Below are 18,738 nucleotides of genomic sequence, written 5' to 3'. Positions count from 1 at the left end.
GTCGATGGCGTAGTAGCCAGCAGCGTTGGTGCCCGGCGTGAAGGTGATGGTCAGGCCTGCACGTGGAGTCTCTTCGTCGGTTGCGGTGAAGGTACCGGCGACGGTACCTGCTGTAGCAGTGTCTTCAACGATGGTATTGGCAACAACCTCAATCACCGGCACGTCGTTTTGCAGGGTGACGGTCGGCTGGGCGTTGTTGCTGGAGTTCAGGCCTTCTGGGTCGGTAACGGTCAGGTCGATCTTCGGCAGTTGATTGCCGGCATTCACAAAATCCGCGCCCTTTTGGGTCAGCACGACATTGTTGTCGACGATGGCGTAGTAACCGTCTTTGTTGCTGTCGCCCGTAAACGCGATTTTCAGCTGGTCAGCTGGCGTTTCTGCATCGCGGGCCACAAAGGTGCCCGCCACAGTGCCGGCGACCGCGGTGTTTTCGACCAGAGTGTTGCCGGTCACTTCGATCACCGGTGCGTCATTCACCGGCGTCACCGTCACATTCAGCGTGCTGCTGGAGCCGGTGTTGGTGGTGTAGCCAATGGTTGGCACTTCACCGTTGTAATCCTTGACCGGGGTAAAGGTGTAGGCGCCATCGGCACCGATGGTAATGCTACCTACGCCTACGATATTGGCAGTTTGACCGGCGTTGTAGGTGTTGCCGCCCACTTGGAAGGTGGCCACGCTCAACACGTTGTCGATGTCGCTGTCGTTACTCAGCACGTTGCCAATGGCGACGCTATCTTCGGCGATTGTGTTGGTATCCGGCTGCAATACACTCGGATCATCAACAGCCACCACGGTGGAAGTTGCTGGCGCCGGGTTGATCGCCAGGTCTTCGTAGTTGCCACCGGTCGCGCCGGTGATCGTGACGCTGACGCTCAGGTCTTTGCCGTCCGCCAGGTTGGCAGGCGTGTCGACACTGACCGTGCCGGAGGATTTACCGGCCTCGATGGTGATGGTGGTGTTGTTGGACAGCTTGATGACGACGTCGGTCTGCGCCGGGTTGGTTACGGTCGCGGTGTAGACGATCTGGCCGCCTTCATTCACCGACGGGGTCGCGGTCAGCGTGACGGTGGTGGTGTCGATGGTGTCGTTGATCTGGGTAACCGCTGGCGCCGGGTCAGTGGTGATGATCAGGTTGCCGCCGCCGGAGGTGCCGGTGATGGTCGCAGAGATCGACGAGGCGTCCAGGTAAGGCGTGTCGTTGCCCGCGAACGTGACGTTCAGCACGCCCGAGGTTTGGCCTGCAGCGATCACAACGGAGAGGCCGTTGGACAGGGTAACGGTCAGGTCGCTGGTCGGTGCCTGGGTGATAAATACGGTGTAAACGACAACGCCGCCCGCTTCGGTGATGCTCGGCGTGGCGGTCAGGGTGATGGTGACGTTGCGCGGATCGACGCCATTGTTGTCAGCACCCGTTTCGGTCGTGACGACGGCATCACCAGCGTTCAGGCCGGTGGTTGGGTAGCCGATGGTTGGGTCGACCACACCTGCGGTGGCCTCCAGCACGACAAAACTGTGGCTACCGCCAGCAGAACCTTCAGCACCTGCGGCGGTTTGGCCGGCGGCGGTGGCTTCCAGGTCTTGGGTCGGGTCGGCGCCAGCCGCGATGGCTTGCTGCAGTTCGGCAACGGAGGGTGCGGCTTGCGCGGTGGCGGCGCTGAGATCGGTGACCGAATCAGGGGCGTTGGCGCTCCACTGAGTATCACGCCCCAAGTCGATGGTACGGCCGTCGGCCAATTCCAGAGACACAGCGCCCGATGCGCCGGTATCGACTTGCTCACCCGACAGCAGGCGATCCCCTTCTACAAGCAGGCGACGAATCCCTTCCGGGGAAACCGCGAACACTTGACCGACAATGCTTTTGACGACCGCAACGCTGCTCATAAAAGACTCTCCGTGTATTACCGATCAGGGGTATCCATCATGGAGACCGGCCTCATTACCTATGCCGATTCGATAGCTGGAGTACTTAAAATTTGTGTGGAAAATTTGGCGTCAATAATTTGTTGTTTGGTTCAGCAAATTACTTTTCCGTCAAGGTATTGACCTATTTGGCGCCATCCTAAACAATCCGCCGGGTAATGTCACATTGATATTTAATCGGCTAACGACTTTCTGTTTGGACTACCAGGTCCCTATGACAAGCAGTCATTTCGGTTGCCAATTCCAATGCAAGATTTCACTTTTGTTGCGTGCTTAAGGCAACCACTCCCGGGGATACATCAGAATGCGTTTGCACCTTTTTAAAGCTGTGCCGTTTGCTCTCGCCGCCAGTTTCGTCCAGGCCCAAACCCTGCCAGAGGCGATGCAAACTGCGGTGGAAAACCACCCGGAGATCCAGGCAGCTATTAATGCGCGCATTGCCGCCGACTATCAGGTACGCGAAGCCCAAGGCGGCTACCTGCCTAAAGTGGATTTGTTGGGGGGTTACGGCCGTGAAAGCTCCGACAACACCTCTACCCGTGCCGCCAGCAACAGCCATGACTGGAAAACCCTGAACCGCGGCGAATCAACCGTTCGCCTTCAGCAAAACCTGTTCCAGGGTTTCGGCACTGTTAATGAAGTCGGCCGCCAACAGGCCACCGCTAATTCCCGTGGCTATGCGCTGCTCAATACCTCCGAACGCACCGCATTGACGGTCGCCCAGGTGTACCTGGATGTGCTGACCCGCCGCGAGATGGTGAACCTGGCGCAAGACAACCTGAAAAGCCACGAGCGCATTTTTGACCAGATCAAACTGCGCACCAGCCGTGGCGTCGGCAGAATGGCGGACATGGACCAGGCCGAAGCCCGACTGGCTCAAGCGCAAAACAACTTGATCACCGAACAGACCAACCTGGCCGACGCCAACACCAACTTTTTGAGCGTGGTCGGCAAAGAGCCTGATCAACTGGAAAAACCAATGGGCGTTGTGACCGAGCTGCCTGCCAGCCTGGAAGACGCACGTCGCCAGATGGTTGCCGACAGCCCGGTACTGCGCTCGGCCGAATCGGACATCGCCGCCGCCGAAAAGCAGTACGAAGCCGCCAAGTCGACCTTCTACCCGCGCTTCGACGCCGTGCTGCAACGCTCGGCCAACAACAACATCGGCGGTGAAGAAGGCCATGACAATGGCTACTCCGCGATGCTGAACATGCAGTTCAACCTGTTCAACGGCGGCAGCGACAAAGCCAGCTTGCAGTCCAAAGCCTCCCAGGCTACCCAGGCGCTGGACATCCGCAACAACGCCCTGCGCCAGTTGAACGAAGAACTGGGCCTGGCGTGGAACGCCTACAACAACGCCACCCAACAGGTGCCGATTGCGCAGCAGTATGTGGACCGCAGCACCAAGGTGCGCACCTCGTACCAGCAGCAGTTCAGCCTGGGTGAGCGTACACTGCTCGACCTGCTCGACAGCGAGAACGAACTGTTCACCGCCCAGCAGCGTTTGGCCCAGATCAAAAGCCTGCACATCTATACGCAGTACCGTATCAAGGCCGACATGGGCCAACTGCTGAAAAGCCAGGGCGTCGTTGCCCCGATGGCATCAGTTGTGCAAAACGATATTAAACCGTCGGTAAACCTGCCAGGGATGAACTGATTCTTGACGGCGTTGGACCACAGAACCGCTTAAGAGAGAGTCAGCTTGGATCCTGAAATTGGTGTGGCGCAACTCAACCATGACCCGCGCACTCAGCATGACGACCCATTGCTAGATGGGTTGTTGGCTCTCTGCTCGTTGCATTACAAGCCCGCCAGCCGGGCCATGCTGACCACTGGCCTGCCCTTGGCGGGGCAGCGCCTGAGCGCCGATTTGCTGCCGCGCGCAGCAGCCCGGGCGGGTTTGCAGGGCCGTTTGCTGCAGCGCAAGCTGGAGCAGATCCCGTCCATCGCCTTGCCAGCCTTGTTGCTATTAAAGGAAGGGCGCAGTGCGGTGCTGTTGAGCTGGGAGGGCGACAGCGCCCGCCTGTTGCTCAGCGAAAGTGACGGCGGCGAGGTCCAGGTCAGCCGTGAGGCATTGAGTCAAGATTACAGCGGCCGGGTTTTCTTCGCCCAACCGCAACATAAATTTGACGTCACCAGCAGCACGCTGATCCCGCGCGCCCGCTCGTGGTTCAAAGACACCCTCAAGCGCTCGCGCTGGCTGTACGCCGACGCCATCGCCGCCAGCCTGGTGATCAACCTGATCGCCCTGGCGGCGCCGCTGTTTGTGATGAACGTGTATGACCGCGTGGTGCCGAACCAGGCGACGGCAACCTTATGGGTGCTGGCCATCGGTATTTGCGGCGCCTACCTGTTCGATCTGTTGCTTAAAAGCATGCGCAGCCTGTGCCTGGACCTTGCAGGCAAGAAAACCGACCTGATCATTTCCGCGACGCTGTTTGAGCGCATCGTGGGCATGTCGATGAAAATGCGCCCAGCGCGCGTTGGCAGCTACGCCTCCAACATCCATGAATTCCAGGGGATGCGCGACTTCCTCACCTCCCTGACCCTGGCCAGCCTGATCGACCTGCCGTTTACCCTGATCATCCTGGGGGTGATCGCGCTGCTGGGGGGCCACTTGGTGTGGATTCCCATCGTCGCCTTCCCGTTGGCACTGGGGATCGGTCACTTCCTGCAAAAGCCGTTGACCGCAACGCTTGAGCGCACCATGGCACTGGGTGCCGAGCGCCAATCGAGCCTGATCGAAACCCTCGCCGGGCTGGACGCGGTGAAGGTCAACAATGCCGAAAGCGAGCGCCAGTACCAGTGGGAACAAACCATCGGCACCCTCAGCCGCCTGGAGCTGCGGGTCAAGGTGCTGTCGGGCCTGGCGATGAACATCACGCTGCTGATCCAGCAAGTCGCGGGCGTGGCGATGATCATCTTCGGCGTGTACCAGATCATCGACGGCACCCTGAGCATGGGTGGCCTGGTGGCGTGCTACATGCTCAGCGGCCGTGCACTCGGCCCATTGGCCCAACTGTCGGGCCTGCTGACGCGTTACCAGCAAGCCAAGGTGACGATGGTATCGGTGGACCAGATGATGGAGCTGCCGCAAGAGCGCAACTTCGATGAGCGTCCCCTCAGCCGTAAAACGCTGCAAGGTGCGATGACCTTCCGCGAGGTCGACTTTACCTACCCGGACCAGCAAAACCTGGCGCTGCGCGGCATCAACCTCAACGTTCGTCCTGGCGAAAAAATCGGCATCATCGGCCGCAGCGGCTCGGGCAAAAGCTCGTTGGCCAAGCTGCTGGTAGGCCTGTATCAACCCGACTCCGGCTCGTTGCTGGTGGACGGTGTAGACATCCGCCAGATCGACGTCAGCGAATTGCGCCACAACATCGGCTACGTCGCCCAGGACATCCAACTGCTGGCCGGCACCCTGCGTGACAACCTGGTCTCGGGTGCGCGCTACGTGGACGACGAAATGGTGCTGCAAGCCGCCGAGCTTGCCGGCGTGCATGAATTCGCCAGGCTGCACCCGCAGGGTTACGAACTGCAGGTGGGCGAGCGCGGGCAAAACCTCTCTGGCGGTCAACGCCAGAACGTGGCCCTGGCCCGTGCGCTGCTGCTGAACCCGCCCATCCTGTTGCTGGACGAACCCACCAGCGCCATGGACAACACCGGCGAAGAGCGCCTTAAACAGCGCCTGCAAGCCGTTATCGAAAACAAGACGGTGATTCTGGTCACCCACCGCGCCTCGCTGCTGAGCCTGGTGGATCGCCTGCTGGTGATCGACCGTGGCCAAATACTCGCGGACGGCCCAAAAGCGGCCGTTATGGAAGCGCTGAAAAAGGGGCAGATCAGTGTTGCTTAAGTCCGGCCCAGGCCATTGGAAAGACGCCATCTTCCGCTACTTCAAAGGCAGCGATTCCCTTGATGATCAACCCTTGCCCGAGGTCGAAAAGGCGCTGGTTGATGACGCTCCCCGTATTGTTCGCCTCACCATCTGGGCAGTAATCGGCTTCTTCGTATTCCTGTTGCTGTGGGCCCACTTCGCGATCATCGATGAAGTGACCAAGGGCGAAGGCAAGGCGATCCCGTCGTCACGCATCCAGAAAATCCAGAACCTGGAGGGCGGCATCGTCGCCCAGATCTACGTGCACGAAGGGCAGATCGTCGAAGCCGGCGCGCCGCTGATCCGCCTGGACGACACCCGTTTTGCCTCCAACGTCGGCGAAACCGAAGCCGAGCGTGTCTCCATGGAACTGCGCGTGGAACGCCTGAGTGCGGAAGTCGACAACCGCCCGCTGAACATCACCGAGGACGCACGCAAAGCCGTGCCCAACCAGGTCTCGAACGAAGAGTCGCTGTACGTCAGCCGTCGCCAACAACTGGCGGATGAAGTGGGCGGGCTGCAACAACAACTGTTGCAACGCCAGCAAGAGCTGCGGGAATTCAGCTCCAAGCAAGAGCAATACCGCAACAGCCTGAACCTGCTGCGCCAGGAAATCGGCATGTCCGAACCCCTGGTGCAACAAGGCGCGATCTCGCCAGTAGAAGTACTGCGCCTCAAACGCTCCGAGGTAGAAACCCGCGGCATGCTCGACGGCACCACCCTGGCCATCCCCCGCGCCCAGGCCGCCATCAACGAAGTGCAGCGCAAAATCGACGAAACCCGTGGCAAATTCCGCAGCGAAGCCCTGGCCCAGTTGAACGAAGCACGCACCCTGCTGAGCAAGGCCCAAGCCACCTCCAAAGGCCTGGAAGACCGCGTCAGCCGCACCATGGTCACCTCCCCCGTGCGCGGCATCGTCAAGCAGATGTTGGTCAACACCGTCGGCGGCGTGATCCAGCCCGGCAGCGACATGGCCGAAGTCGTCCCGCTGGACGACACCATCCTGGTGGAAGCGAAGATCCGCCCACAAGACATCGCCTTCCTGCACCCAGGCCAGGAAGCCATGATCAAATTCACCGCCTACGACTACACCATCTACGGCGGCCTCAAAGGCAAACTCGAACAGATCGGCGCCGACACCGTGATGGATGAAGAGAAGAAAAACACCTTCTACATCATCAAACTGCGCACCGACCGCAGCCACCTGGGCACCGATGAGAAGCCATTGCTGATCATTCCCGGCATGGTTGCCTCGGTGGACATCATCACCGGCAAGAAAAGCATCTTGAGCTACCTGCTCAAGCCGATCATCAAGTCCCGTGCAGAGGCCATGCACGAGCGTTGATCGCAGGTTAATGGGGTGAGATTTGCGAAAACTTGGGTTTTCGCAAAAATAGTCAGATTTCAGGGGTTTACAGAACCTTGCCAGTCGCTATAATCGTCGCCCAACACGCCGGTATAGCTCAGTTGGTAGAGCAACTGACTTGTAATCAGTAGGTCCCGGGTTCGACTCCTGGTGCCGGCACCATATAAGACGAAGCCCCTGCAGAAATGCAGGGGCTTTGTTGTTTCTGGGATTTGAACAGTAAATCCCTACACCTCGGTGCCCCCCTCTCTCACCAGTGGGTACGTGGCCGTTGCCGCGTGTGAAATATCCCAAGTATTTGAAGCCGATCACCCCGCACACGATAGGGGATGAGATAAGACCAATTGGGCACTGCCCATTCGCGTGTGTTTTTGACTCGACCTTCACGCCCCATTGCTGGAAATTGAGACAGCTTGTCTACGCTGGCGAAGATCGCGTCAGAGAAGTCGTCAGCGGCCTTAGGATTTTCAAGGGCTATGTAACTCGCTTCGTCTTCCAGGTTCTTGAGGGCTTTCTCAAGCCACTCAACCCGCATTCCTGCTCCAGCGCCGAGCACGCATCGCCGCAACCTGCTCGTCGGTGGCGAATTTACCTTGATCAGCCTCTTCTACCGCCAGCTCAATCTGTGCAGTGAGGGTCCGCTCGTGCTCGATGTAGTCGCGCAGAACGTCCATTGCCAGATAGGTCACGGTTTGGCCGTTTGTCCTAGCTAGATCGGAGAGAGAATTCGAAAGGTCTTCTGGCAGGTTCAGGGATATCCCGGTCATGGCAGCCTCGATGATGGTGAGCGTTTGCAGGGCATCTTACACCTTCAGTACTTGCTGGAATTAGCAGGTCGTCGCCGGATTTATCACGACGCCTCACAATGTGTGTACGCAAAATTCATCTTTCAACCTTTATGCAAAATTATGTACTGGCAATAATTATGGCGTATCCATAAAAAAGGATAATTGCATGAGCAGCATTTTTCAGCGCCCTGAACTGGCTGAATCGATGGCCAATCAGCTTCTCAATCCAGGCGTCCTCGATGAAGGCCTGCGCTCCGGTCTGTTTCTGTCCGGCCTGCGCCGAACCGGCAAAACAACATTCCTGAGAAACGACCTTATCCCAGCACTGGACGCCGCAGGCGCACTGGTGATCTACGTCGATCTGTGGAGCAATACGCTGGCCACCCCCGCAACGCTCGTGCACAACGCCATACAAAAAACGCTGCAAGAATTGCAAACGCCGGGCTCCGGCGTGCTGGAAATGCTTAAGCGTGTCAGCAACATTGACGTCGGCGCAGCCGGGTTCAAGTTCGGCTTCAAGCTCGACAGTGTTGGCAGCGCCGATGGCCCGACATTGGCTCAAGCACTCACGGAGATCGTCGATCAGGCAAAGACCGACCTCGTGCTGATCATCGACGAAGTGCAGCACGCTATCTCCTCAGACGATGGCAATCAGCTGCTCTTGGCCCTAAAAGCGGCCCGCGATGCAATCAACCCTCGTCCCAACACGCCCGGCTACTTTCTATTTATTGGCACAGGCTCTCACAGGGCCCAGGTCAGCGAGCTGACGGCCAAACGCAACCATGCGTTTTCAGGCGCTACGTCAGCCGCTTACCCACTGCTAAAAGCTGATTACGTTGAGTACCTGTTCAACCGCCTTGCGATGACGGTGAAGAAGGAAAAGCTGCCTTCCCTCAAAGCGGCCAACGAAGCGTTTGATACGCTGGTTAATCGGCCTGAAGAAATGCTCAAGGCGCTCCGCCAGCTTTTGCAACAGGACGGTGAGCCTGATGTTTTTCTACCCGTGATCGCCAGCACACTCCGCTCGGCAGCGGCGAGCATTGAGCTTGAGAAAGTGGAACAGTTGGGCAGCTTGGCTCAAGCGATTTTCAACAAGATCGCGTCTACCCAAGGTGATGCGCGCGGACTGGTCCTCTCTCTAGCAGCCTTTGCTGAGGATGCGCTTGGCACGTTGCTTAAAGCATTTATGTTGCCCACAGCAACCACTGCTCAGTTGGTGGACGGGTTCAACGCGCCGCTTGGCAATTTTTCCTCCCGTATCAAGGCTACATATTCTTTAGGGCTCATCACCAAGGAGCAGTTTGGCGATCTTGAGCAACTCCGAAAAATCAGGAACTACTTTGCCCACTCATGGAAACCGATAGGTTTCGACGACAAGAGAATCGCGGGTCACATCAGGTCGCTCAGGTTTAGTTCGTTCGGAGCGGACTTCCCTGACAGCCCCAAAGAAAAGCTCAGATCGTCCATCTTTTCGTTACTAGTGGCATTGAATTCGGTAACCAACAGTATCGCTAAAAAGGGCTGTGTTCAGCTGACAGGCTACGACCTGATCACTGGCTTCTCGGGTGAATTTGAAGAGCAAATAGAAGAGGTCACGAAACTTTTTGACCAAATCACCCTCAGTCTGCAGACCAGCTCGGGCGACAGATATGCATTCGATCGTGCGGAGCTTCAACGCTTACAAAGCAGACTACGTTTGATCACCAACCCAAAAACAGAGGTTCAACACAACGCTGTTCTACGGCTTCGGGACGAAATCAGCGCGAGGCTAGCCCTGCGTTAGGCGACGTCCTGAAGGTTTTTACTCCTACCACGTGCTCGGGATGTCAAAAGAACACACGTAACAAGCCATATGAGGCCTCGTGTTCAAAGGGTATTCAGCGCTCCGGAACGTAACAAGGATCAACGTAACTCATTGATTCGTATGTTGAGAGCACCTAGCTTGTAGTCAGTTGGCGCCTTTTCAAACTTCCAAGAAGGCTGCGCGTGAAGCATCGAGGCGTTTGTCTGAGGGCGTAGGGGAAGCAGATGCTTGAGGGTGGTGGAAGGGGGGCGGAGCTGGCTGCAGCGTTGTGAACGTTGAGGCAGGTGAGTCACGGTTTCAAGTGTGGACACTTTTTGGGCATTTCAGCCGAAAATGCACGTTGAATTTTTTACGTTTCCCAAACCCCAGAAACCACAAAGCCCCGCATTGCGGGGCTTTGAGATATGGTGCGGCACCAGGAGTCGAACCCGGGACCTACTGATTACAAGTCAGTTGCTCCAACTCCACCCTTCCACCCCACCCCAATCACCCCATTTTGCCCCCCTCCACAAAACCCCCTTGCATAAAACCCCGCCATCACAATAATGAGAGCAATTCCCATTTGCACACCGGTAGCACTCTCATGTCAGCCCTTAATCATTCAGCGCTTCATCAGTTGTACAGCGACCACAACAGTTGGCTTAAAGGCTGGCTACGGGTGCGGCTGGGGAATGCGGCGGATGCGTCTGACCTGGCACAGGACACGTTCATACGCGTAATGACCGCCCGCAGCACCGTACCGATTCGCGAGCCGCGTGGTCACCTGAGTGCGATTGCGCGTTCATTGCTGATCGACAAATCCCGCCGCCGCGCCATTGAGCAGGCTTATTTGCAGGCGCTGGCACTGCGGCCGGAACCGGTGGAGGTGTCGCCGGAGGTGCGCTTGTCGATCATCGAAATGCTGATGGCCATCGACAGCCTGCTGGACGACCTGGGCCCGCGCACCCGGGAGATCTTCCTGGCGGTGCAGCTCGAGGGCTTGAACTACGTGGCAGCTGGCGAGCGTTTTGGGGTGTCGGTGACCACGGTGAAGAATCATCTGATCCGCGCCATGACCCAATGCCTGTTGCTGGTCGAGAGCTGATGCCTGCGCCCCTGGATTTAAAAACCCTCGAAGCCGCCGCCACCTGGTACGTGCAGTTGAATGACGGCGAGCCCGACGAGGCGCGCACCCGCGCCTGGCAAACCTGGTTACAGGCCTGCCCACAGCACGCGGCGGCCTGGGGCCGGGTCGAGGCGCTGCAACAGCAATGGACACGGATGCCGCGCCAGGCAGCCCTGCACGGCCTTGGCGCCGCGCAGAAACAACGCCGAGCGGTGTTGAAAATCCTGGGCATGTTGATGACCGTGGGCGCGTGTTCTTGGGTGACGGTGGAGCAAGTGCCTTATCGCGCCATGCTGGCCCAGCACCGCACCGGCGCCCGTGAACGGCGCTCGCTGCGCCTGGATGATGGCACCCAATTGGAGTTGAACGCCGACACGGCGCTGGATATTCATTTCGACGCCAACCAGCGCCAGATCCGGCTGTACCAGGGCGAAATCCTGGTGCAAACCGCCAAGGACAAGACCCTGCGCCCCTTCACGGTGATTACCGGCGACGGCAACATCAAGGCCCTCGGCACCCAGTTCAGTGTCCGCCAGTTCGACGACCGCACCCAAGTCGGCGTACTGGAGTCCGCGGTAGAAATCCGCCCACGTCAGCACCCAGCCCACACGCTGCGCCTGGAAACCGGCCAGCAGGTCACGTTCGACCGCGATGCCATCGAGCCTCCCCACGCGTTGCCGTCGGGTTCCGCCGCCTGGGTGCGGGGCATGTTGAGCGTGGACGACTGGCGCCTGGGAGATTTCATCGCCGAGTTGAGCCGCTACCGCGCCGGTGTGCTGCGCTGTGCCCCGACGGTGCAGGGCTTGAGTATTTCCGGCGCGTTCCGTATCGACGACACCGACACGGTGCTGGAAAACCTGGGCAAATCCCTGCCGGTGAAAGTGCGGTATGTGACCCGTTACTGGGCCACTGTGGAACCGGTATGAAAATTATTGGCGCACTGCCTTGCTGATTTTGATTCTCATCCGTCAATGACACAAACCGCTATCGCAGCGACTTTCTGCCAGCCCAACGGAAGGATCACCGAATGCCCCCGCTTCCTCTCTTCGCCAACACGTCCATGACGCGCGCCGTGCGCCTGGCCGTCTTTGGCTTGACCCTCACAAGCCTGCCCGGCCTGGCGTTGATGCCAACGCCTGCCCTGGCACAGAGCCAGACGGCCTACGCCATTCCAGCGGGGCCATTGGGCAAGGCACTGACCCAATTTGGCGTGCAGGCAGGGGTGACGATTTCGTTCGACACGGAACAGGCGCGCAACCTTTCCAGCACCGGGCTGAACGGCTCCTATACCGTGGAAGACGGCCTGGCCCGTTTGTTGGCCAGCAGCGGTATGCATGCTGAACGACAGGGCAATGGCGGCTATGTACTGGTCGCCAACGCGGAGCAGAGTGCGCTGCAGTTGGGTGCGACACAGGTCACCACCAACCAGTTGGGCACCGTAACCGAAGGCACCGGTTCCTACACGCCGGGTACCATCGCCACCGCCACACGCCTGGTGCTGACACCGCGCGAAACGCCGCAGTCGATTTCCGTGGTGACACGCCAGGCCATGGATGACTTCGGCCTTAATTCCATCGACGACGTGATGCGCCACACCCCCGGCATCACCGTGTCGACCTACGACAGCGAACGCACCAACTATTACTCGCGCGGCTTCTCCATCAACACCTTCCAGTACGACGGCATCCCCACCCTGCGTGACGCCCAATACTCCGCCGGCCAGACCCTCACCGACATGGCGCTCTACGACCGTATCGAGGTGCTAAAAGGCGCCACCGGCCTGCTCACGGGCGCAGGCGGCGTGGGTGGCACCCTCAACTTGATCCGCAAGAAGCCAACCGCCGACTTCCAAGGCAACATCGAGCTGGGCGCCGGCTCCTGGGACAACTACCGCTCGCAAATCGACATCAGCGGCCCGTTGACCGAAACCGGCAACCTGCGTGGCCGTGCCGTCGCCGCCTACAACGACAAGCACTCGTTCCTCGACCACTACTCGCGCAAGACCAGCGTGTTCTACGGGATTCTTGAGGCGGACCTGGACGAAGACACCCTACTCAGCGTCGGGGCCGACTACCAGGACAGCGACCCCAAAGGCTCCAGCTGGACCGGCAGCCGCATGATCTTCGACGCCGAAGGCAAAGAGCTGGACTTGCCACGCTCGTTCAACAACGGCCCGAGCTGGGGTTCATGGGCGCAGTACACCCGCACCGCTTTCGCCACCCTGGAGCACAGCTTCAGCAATGGCTGGGTCGCCAAGGGCCAGTACAACCACCAGATCAACGGCTATCATGCGCCGCTGGGCGCCCTGTCCCAAGACTCCGGCAACCAAAGCTCGCTGTTTGCGCGTAAATACGTAGGCGAAACCACCAGCGACAGCCTGGATGCCTACACCACCGGGCCGTTTGAATTGTTTGGGCGTGAGCATGAACTGGTGCTGGGCCAGTCCATAGCGACCAGCACCTGGAAGAACAAGGCCTACAACGCCGTGTTCGCCAGCGGCACCAACTCGGCTGATTTCTATAGCTGGGACGGCAATATCCCGGAGCCGGCGTGGGTTAAATATCGCGACTTCGACCAAACCACTCGCCAGACCGGCAGCTACCTCACCAGCCGCTTCAGCGTGACCGACGAGCTGCACCTGTTGCTCGGCGCACGCCTGGCCAACTATCAAGTCACCGGCAACAGCAAATCCAAGGAAAGCGGCAAAGTCGTGCCCTATGCTGGCCTGACTTACGACCTGAACGATAACTTCACCGCCTACACCAGCTACACCGAGATCTTCCAGCCGCAGACCGACTACCGCGACCGTAACGATCAAATGCTCGAACCGGACGAAGGCAAAAACTACGAAGTGGGCATCAAGGGTGAGTTCTTCAACGGCGCCCTGAACACCAGCCTCGCTTACTTCGAAGTGCACGAGACCAACCGCCCTGAGCTCGACACCTCGCCGGGAGCCGACCTGATCAACGAGTCGCCCTACTACGGGACCAAGTCCAAGACCAAAGGTTACGAAGCGGAAATTTCCGGCGAAGTCGCCACCGGTTGGCAACTGCAAGCGGGCTATACCCACAAGGTCGCCCGCGACGACAACGGCAACAAAATTGCCACTTGGGAGCCGGAAGATCAGATCAACCTCTACACCACTTACAAGCTGACGGGTTCTCTGGACAAACTCACCCTCGGCGGTGGCGCACGCTGGCAGAGCGAAGGCTGGAAGTCGATCAGCAACTACGGCCTGCGAAGCACCGAAGTGCTCACCCAAGACCCGTACTGGCTGGTTGACCTGATGGCGCGCTACCAGATCACCCAGAACCTGTCGGCCACCCTCAACGTCAACAACGTGTTCGACAAGAACTACTACACCAACATCGGCTTCTATGATTCGGCCTACCCCGGTGACCCACGCAACATGATGGTCACCACGCGCTGGAATTTCTGACGGGCTGGCGCAGCACCCGCGGCAATAAAAAACCCCGAACCAGTCGGGGTTTTTTATTGCCTTGAATCAGGCGCTACACACGATCACTTAGAAAACGTTGATCGGGTAGTCAGCGAACAGACGCAGTTCATTACCACCTACGTTGTAGTCGCTGGCGTTGCTGGAGACGCGCAACCACGAGGCACGAGCGCGCAGGCTCAAGTCTTTGGCCGGGCCGCTCTGAACGACGTATTTGAACTGGTTGAAGATTTCACGCTCAGTGCCATTGCCACGGCCCGAGCCGTCGTCAATGTTGGTGCCGCGCACGTAAGCAACGTTGTAGCTCAAGCCAGGCACGCCGAAGGCGCTGAAGTCCAGGCCGTAGCCGGCTTGCCAGGAGCGCTCATCCTTGCCATTGAAGTCAGACCAGTAGGAGTTGGCCAGCAGGATGGTGTTGCCACCGTCGCCGATGCCCCCAGCGTTGCGGTAGCCGCCGTACAGGTAGCCAGTGTCGCCGGTGCTGCGCTGGTGAGCGACGGTGAAGCTGTGCGGGCCAACAGCCCACGTGGCGCCCAGGCTCCAGATCTTGTTGTCGCGAGCGTTTTCGTCACCTTGGTTTTCCAGGGCGAAGCTCTTGTCCAACTTGGTCTTGTAGCCGTTGAAGTCAAAAGTCAGCGATTGTTTCTCTGGCAGGGCCAGCACGTAGTTGACGTTGACGTATTGCTTCTTCAGCACGTCCTGCATGTCGGAAGCGTACAAAGCAGCCGACAGGTTTTCGGTGAATTTGTAGCTACCACCGATGTAGTCGATGCTTTTCAGGCGGCCGCTATCAGTGCCTTCGGCACTTTTACGGGCTTCCTTGGTGAAGTGACCAGCGTCCAGTTGCAGACCGGCGATCTCTTTGGAAACGATCGAAGTACCGGTGTAGGTTTCGGACAGCAGGCGGGAGTTGTCGTATTGCAAGACCGGCACGGCCGGGAACTGGTCACCGTATTTCAACACAGTGTTGGAAACACGGAATTTGACGGCTGCGCCGCCCTTGGCCAGATCGCCGGGAGCGTCGCCATTGCGAGTCGACCCATCCGCACGCGTGGTGCTGGAGTCTGGTTTGAAGAAGTCGATACCACCCGCGCCAGCGCGGCCACGGCCACCGTCCAGACGGATAGCGTATTGGCCGATCACGTCCACACCCACACCAACGGTGCCTTGGGTGAAGCCAGACTCAAACTTGCCGATGAAGCCTTGGCCCCATTCAGCTTTGTCTTGCTTGTGGTTTTTGTAGTCGCGGCTGATGTAGGCGTTACGTGCCGCGATGTTCAGGTGGCTGTCTTCAACGAAACCCTTGGATTGCTCCTGGTCGTTCGCCATGGCTGCCGATGCGCTCAAAATCCCCAGAGCGATCAGACTCAAACGTTGCTTCAACATTTTTTTTATTCCTTATTTCTGATTGAGTACGCGCTACGACACCAGGCTCCGTATTGCTTTTTTGGTGTCGACTTTTCCCGGATAAAAAAAGGCCCGCGGACGACTGATTACGCCGCGGGCCTTTTTTTATTGGATGAGTCATGGCGGTTAGCCACAGGCGTTGGGCGCCATCCTAGTCGGGCGCGGAACTTTGTGTCAATTTCGCGAATCGTCTGTATTTAGGCGAAATAATTCTAAGCAACGGCCTACAGCCCTTCTGAAAACGACAGAAATCGGCTTTCTACGACCACAAAAACACATTTAGTAACATATTTCAAAGCCGATACATTTGGGAAGTGATAACGCGCGCAAATGCAAAGCATTACCATTAGCGCGCAACGTCCTCCCTAACAATTCGGATACATTTCCCCATGCTTGCCCCTCGCCTGACGCCCATGACCCTTGGGCTCTCCGTTCTGTTGTCTGCCGGTTTTGCCTGTGCGGCCACTACCTTGCCCGAAACCTCGATCAGCGCCGAAGCAGACGAAGACGACCCGCGCATCAAGGTGACCAACACCGCCACCCGTACGGCCACGCCGGTTCGCTATGTGCCCCAGGCCATCGACTCGGTGAAGACCGAAAGCCTGCGGTCCTACGGCACCAATGACCTGGGCCAGGCCTTGAGCGGCATCCCCAACGTCAGCAGCGGCGCCGACACGCGCTTCGACAGCCTGCGCATCCGGGGTTTTGACGCGAGCAATGACTTCTACCTGGACGGCATTCGCGATGACAGCCAATACGTGCGCGACCTGCACAACATCGAGCGCATCGAAGTGCTCAAGGGGCCGGCAGCCGTACTTTACGGGCGAGGCGGTCAGGGAGGGATCGTCAACCGCGTGAGCAAACTGCCAGCAGCGGGGCATAAATCCACTATCGAAGCCCAGGGCGGCAGCAACGATTTGCGCAGTTTGTACGCAGACCTGAGCAGCGACCCCACCGACACCATCAGCCTGCGCCTGAACATGGGCAACCAGGACAACAACAGCTTCCGCCATGGGGTCGACGGCAACCGCCAACTGTTTGCACCGTCCATGAGCTGGCAGCTCACGCCGGACCTGAACTGGTTGGTGCAATACGAATACAGCCGCTACAACCGCACGCCCGACCGTGGCATCCCCGGCGTCAACGGCCGCCCAGCGGATGTGAGCCGCAGCACCACCTATGGCGACAGCCGCGACTACATCGACGACAAATCCCAGTCCCTACGCTCCAAACTGGCCTATGACCTCAACGACAACTGGCAACTGCGCCAAACCCTTGGGGTGTTCAAGCTCGACAGCGATTTCGATAACACCTACCAAACCGCTTACGTCCCCGCGACCAACCGCGTCACCCGCCAACGCTGGCAGCAGGACCTGACCACCTTCAACGTCTTCAACAACGTCGAACTGGAAGGCAGCTTCAGCACCTTCGGCCTGGAGCACCGCCTGCTCACCGGCGTCGAACTGGGCAGCCAACGCCGCGATCCGAAGCTCTACAACGGTGGCACGAGCGTGCCGAGCCTCGACCTCAACCAGCCCAATCGCCACCTGAGCCACACCGGGCGAATGAGCGTATTCAGCAACAACCACACCGAAGTCGAAAGCCGCGCTGTTTACGTGCAGGACCAACTGCGCCTGAATGATCAATGGCAAATCCTCGCCGGCCTGCGCTACGACCGCTTTGAAGTCGACACCAAGAACAAACTCAACAACCTCCAACAAAACGTCGACAGCCACAACGCCAGCCCACGCATCGGCCTGGTGTGGACCCCCCTGGAAAACCACTCGTTCTACGCCTCGTGGAGCAAGACATTCTCCCCAGCAGGCGGCGGCGTGATCGGCATCACCCCGAGCGCCACCAGCGGCGCCAACGACCTGAGCCCCGAGCTGACCAAGCAAAAGGAAATCGGGGTCAAAAGCGACTGGCTCGACGACCGCCTGAGCACCACCCTCGCGGTGTACGAACTGGAACTCTACAACCGCCGCACCAGCGACCCGCTGGACCGCACCATCACCCTGCTCAGCGGCCTGCAACGCTCACGCGGCGTCGAGCTGACCGCGACCGGCAAGCTCATCGGCAACTGGTATGTGCGCGGCGGCATCGGCCTGCAGGACGCCACAGTGGTGAAGGACAACAACGGCTTTGAAGGCAAACGCGTCAGCGACGTGGCCAAGCGCAACGGCAGCCTGTTCATCACCTGGAAACCGGAAATGGGCTGGTACGCCGAAACCGGCGTGACGCTGGTGGGCGATCGTTATGCCGACAGCCCCAATACGGTGGTGCTGCCGGGCTATGGCCGCTGGGATGCGCTGGCCGGGTTCCGTCAGAAAGAATGGGATGTGCGTGCGGCGCTGAACAATATTGCCGACAAAACCTACTACGCGTCGGCGACGAGCGTGGCGCAGATCCAACCGGGGGAGCCGCGTAGCCTGGTCGTTACAGGCACNTTCCGTCAGAAAGAATGGGATGTGCGTGCGGCGCTGAACAATATTGCCGACAAAACCTACTACGCGTCGGCGACGAGCGTGGCGCAGATCCAACCGGGGGAGCCGCGTAGCCTGGTCGTTACAGGCACCTACAGCTTCTAAGACAGAACCCAGTCCAAATGTGGGAGCGGGCTTGCTCGCGAATACGGTGGATCAGGCAACACACCTGTGCCTGACAGACCGCTTTCGCGAGCAAGCCCGCACCCACATTTTTTGACCGACGTGTTCTTTAGTTTTTCAGCAGGTCACACAACACGTGTACTTCATCGTCACTGAACAAACCCACCGGATACCGCTCGGTCATCATGCTGCGCAAATCAGGCAGCCTGCTCTTCCGTGAGCCGTTTTCCTTCAACCAGAGCCCCAGTGCTTGGATCGCGTCACCGTTAACCCGCATAGGGTGGAACGTGCGCGTGTACATCAGGTTGATTTGAGGACTCATTTCAGCGCTTTCTCCTACTGCTTGAGCGGCTAACTTACTCAAGGTTTATGACAGAACTGTGCAGTCATCACCTTGGGCCACTGTCG

Annotated in this window: 12 protein-coding genes, 1 tRNA gene and 2 pseudogenes; 10 read left to right on the top strand and 5 right to left on the bottom strand. The window is 58.8% G+C overall.

Translation table 11 applies throughout. The features are described from left to right. Positions 1-1,881: retention module-containing protein (locus tag ACLD1Y_RS20510; RefSeq protein ID WP_429479639.1), on the bottom strand; the 1,881-nt coding region annotated here is incomplete at its 3' end. A gap of 343 nt (positions 1,882-2,224) precedes the next feature. Here ACLD1Y_RS20510 and ACLD1Y_RS20505 point away from each other — a divergent pair. The 4 genes from ACLD1Y_RS20505 (at position 2,225) to ACLD1Y_RS20490 (ending at position 7,325) form a co-directional block, all read left to right on the top strand. Next, positions 2,225-3,577 carry a TolC family outer membrane protein gene (locus ACLD1Y_RS20505; protein ID WP_429479638.1) on the top strand — a complete coding sequence of 451 codons (1,353 nt, stop codon included), beginning with the start codon at positions 2,225-2,227 and terminating at the stop codon, positions 3,575-3,577. Between the two features lie 45 nt (positions 3,578-3,622). Beyond that, entirely contained in the window at positions 3,623-5,776 is a 2,154-nt protein-coding gene (locus tag ACLD1Y_RS20500) for a type I secretion system permease/ATPase (protein WP_429479637.1), read from the top strand. After that, a complete protein-coding gene (locus ACLD1Y_RS20495) occupies positions 5,766-7,142 on the top strand; it encodes an HlyD family type I secretion periplasmic adaptor subunit (protein ID WP_429479636.1) in 1,377 nt (458 codons plus the stop codon). The genes ACLD1Y_RS20500 and ACLD1Y_RS20495 overlap by 11 nt, the downstream gene beginning before the upstream one ends. A 107-nt stretch (positions 7,143-7,249) precedes the next feature. Beyond that, positions 7,250-7,325 (top strand) — tRNA-Thr (locus tag ACLD1Y_RS20490). Between the two features lie 88 nt (positions 7,326-7,413). On the opposite strand, the gene ACLD1Y_RS20485 is transcribed toward ACLD1Y_RS20490, so the two are convergent. Next, a complete protein-coding gene (locus tag ACLD1Y_RS20485; RefSeq protein WP_429479635.1) occupies positions 7,414-7,698 on the bottom strand; it encodes a type II toxin-antitoxin system RelE/ParE family toxin in 285 nt (94 codons plus the stop codon). Next, positions 7,688-7,930, bottom strand: a complete 243-nt coding sequence (locus tag ACLD1Y_RS20480) for a CopG family transcriptional regulator (RefSeq protein WP_429479634.1) — start codon at positions 7,928-7,930, stop codon at positions 7,688-7,690. Before ACLD1Y_RS20480 ends, ACLD1Y_RS20485 begins: the two co-directional genes overlap by 11 nt. Positions 7,931-8,117: 187 nt before the next feature. On the opposite strand from ACLD1Y_RS20480, the pseudogene ACLD1Y_RS20475 reads away from it, so the two are divergent. The 5 genes and pseudogenes from ACLD1Y_RS20475 to ACLD1Y_RS20455 all read left to right on the top strand — a co-directional run. After that, positions 8,118-9,098: pseudogene (locus ACLD1Y_RS20475) on the top strand (AAA family ATPase); the annotation flags it as partial. 39 nt (positions 9,099-9,137) lie between these two features. Next, a complete protein-coding gene (locus ACLD1Y_RS20470) occupies positions 9,138-9,734 on the top strand; it encodes an MltR family transcriptional regulator (protein WP_429479644.1) in 597 nt (198 codons plus the stop codon). Between the two features lie 604 nt (positions 9,735-10,338). After that, positions 10,339-10,839: a sigma-70 family RNA polymerase sigma factor gene (locus tag ACLD1Y_RS20465; protein WP_429479633.1), complete on the top strand. Its 501-nt coding sequence runs from the start codon at positions 10,339-10,341 to the stop codon at positions 10,837-10,839. Then, a complete protein-coding gene (locus tag ACLD1Y_RS20460; RefSeq protein WP_429479632.1) occupies positions 10,839-11,786 on the top strand; it encodes a FecR domain-containing protein in 948 nt (315 codons plus the stop codon). Before ACLD1Y_RS20465 ends, ACLD1Y_RS20460 begins: the two co-directional genes overlap by 1 nt. Before the next feature lie 101 nt (positions 11,787-11,887). Beyond that, a complete protein-coding gene (locus ACLD1Y_RS20455) occupies positions 11,888-14,299 on the top strand; it encodes a TonB-dependent siderophore receptor (RefSeq protein ID WP_429479631.1) in 2,412 nt (803 codons plus the stop codon). 87 nt (positions 14,300-14,386) lie between these two features. Here the strand turns inward: ACLD1Y_RS20455 and ACLD1Y_RS20450 are convergent, their stop codons facing one another. Beyond that, positions 14,387-15,703, bottom strand: coding sequence for an OprD family porin (locus ACLD1Y_RS20450; RefSeq protein WP_429479630.1), 1,317 nt, complete (start codon positions 15,701-15,703; stop codon positions 14,387-14,389). Positions 15,704-16,113: 410 nt separating this feature from the next. On the opposite strand from ACLD1Y_RS20450, the pseudogene ACLD1Y_RS20445 reads away from it, so the two are divergent. Further along, a pseudogene (locus ACLD1Y_RS20445) lies at positions 16,114-18,162 on the top strand (TonB-dependent receptor); the annotation flags it as partial. Between the two features lie 277 nt (positions 18,163-18,439). On the opposite strand, the gene ACLD1Y_RS20440 reads toward ACLD1Y_RS20445, so the two are convergent. Next, entirely contained in the window at positions 18,440-18,652 is a 213-nt protein-coding gene (locus ACLD1Y_RS20440) for a hypothetical protein (protein WP_429479629.1), read from the bottom strand. Between the last annotated feature and the right edge of the window lie 86 nt (positions 18,653-18,738).

Source organism: Pseudomonas sp. 18175 (assembly GCF_050432925.1).
Classification (GTDB): domain Bacteria; phylum Pseudomonadota; class Gammaproteobacteria; order Pseudomonadales; family Pseudomonadaceae; genus Aquipseudomonas.
The sequence above is the reverse complement of the archived record's forward strand: the minus strand, read 5'-3'. Positions and strand labels throughout refer to the sequence as shown.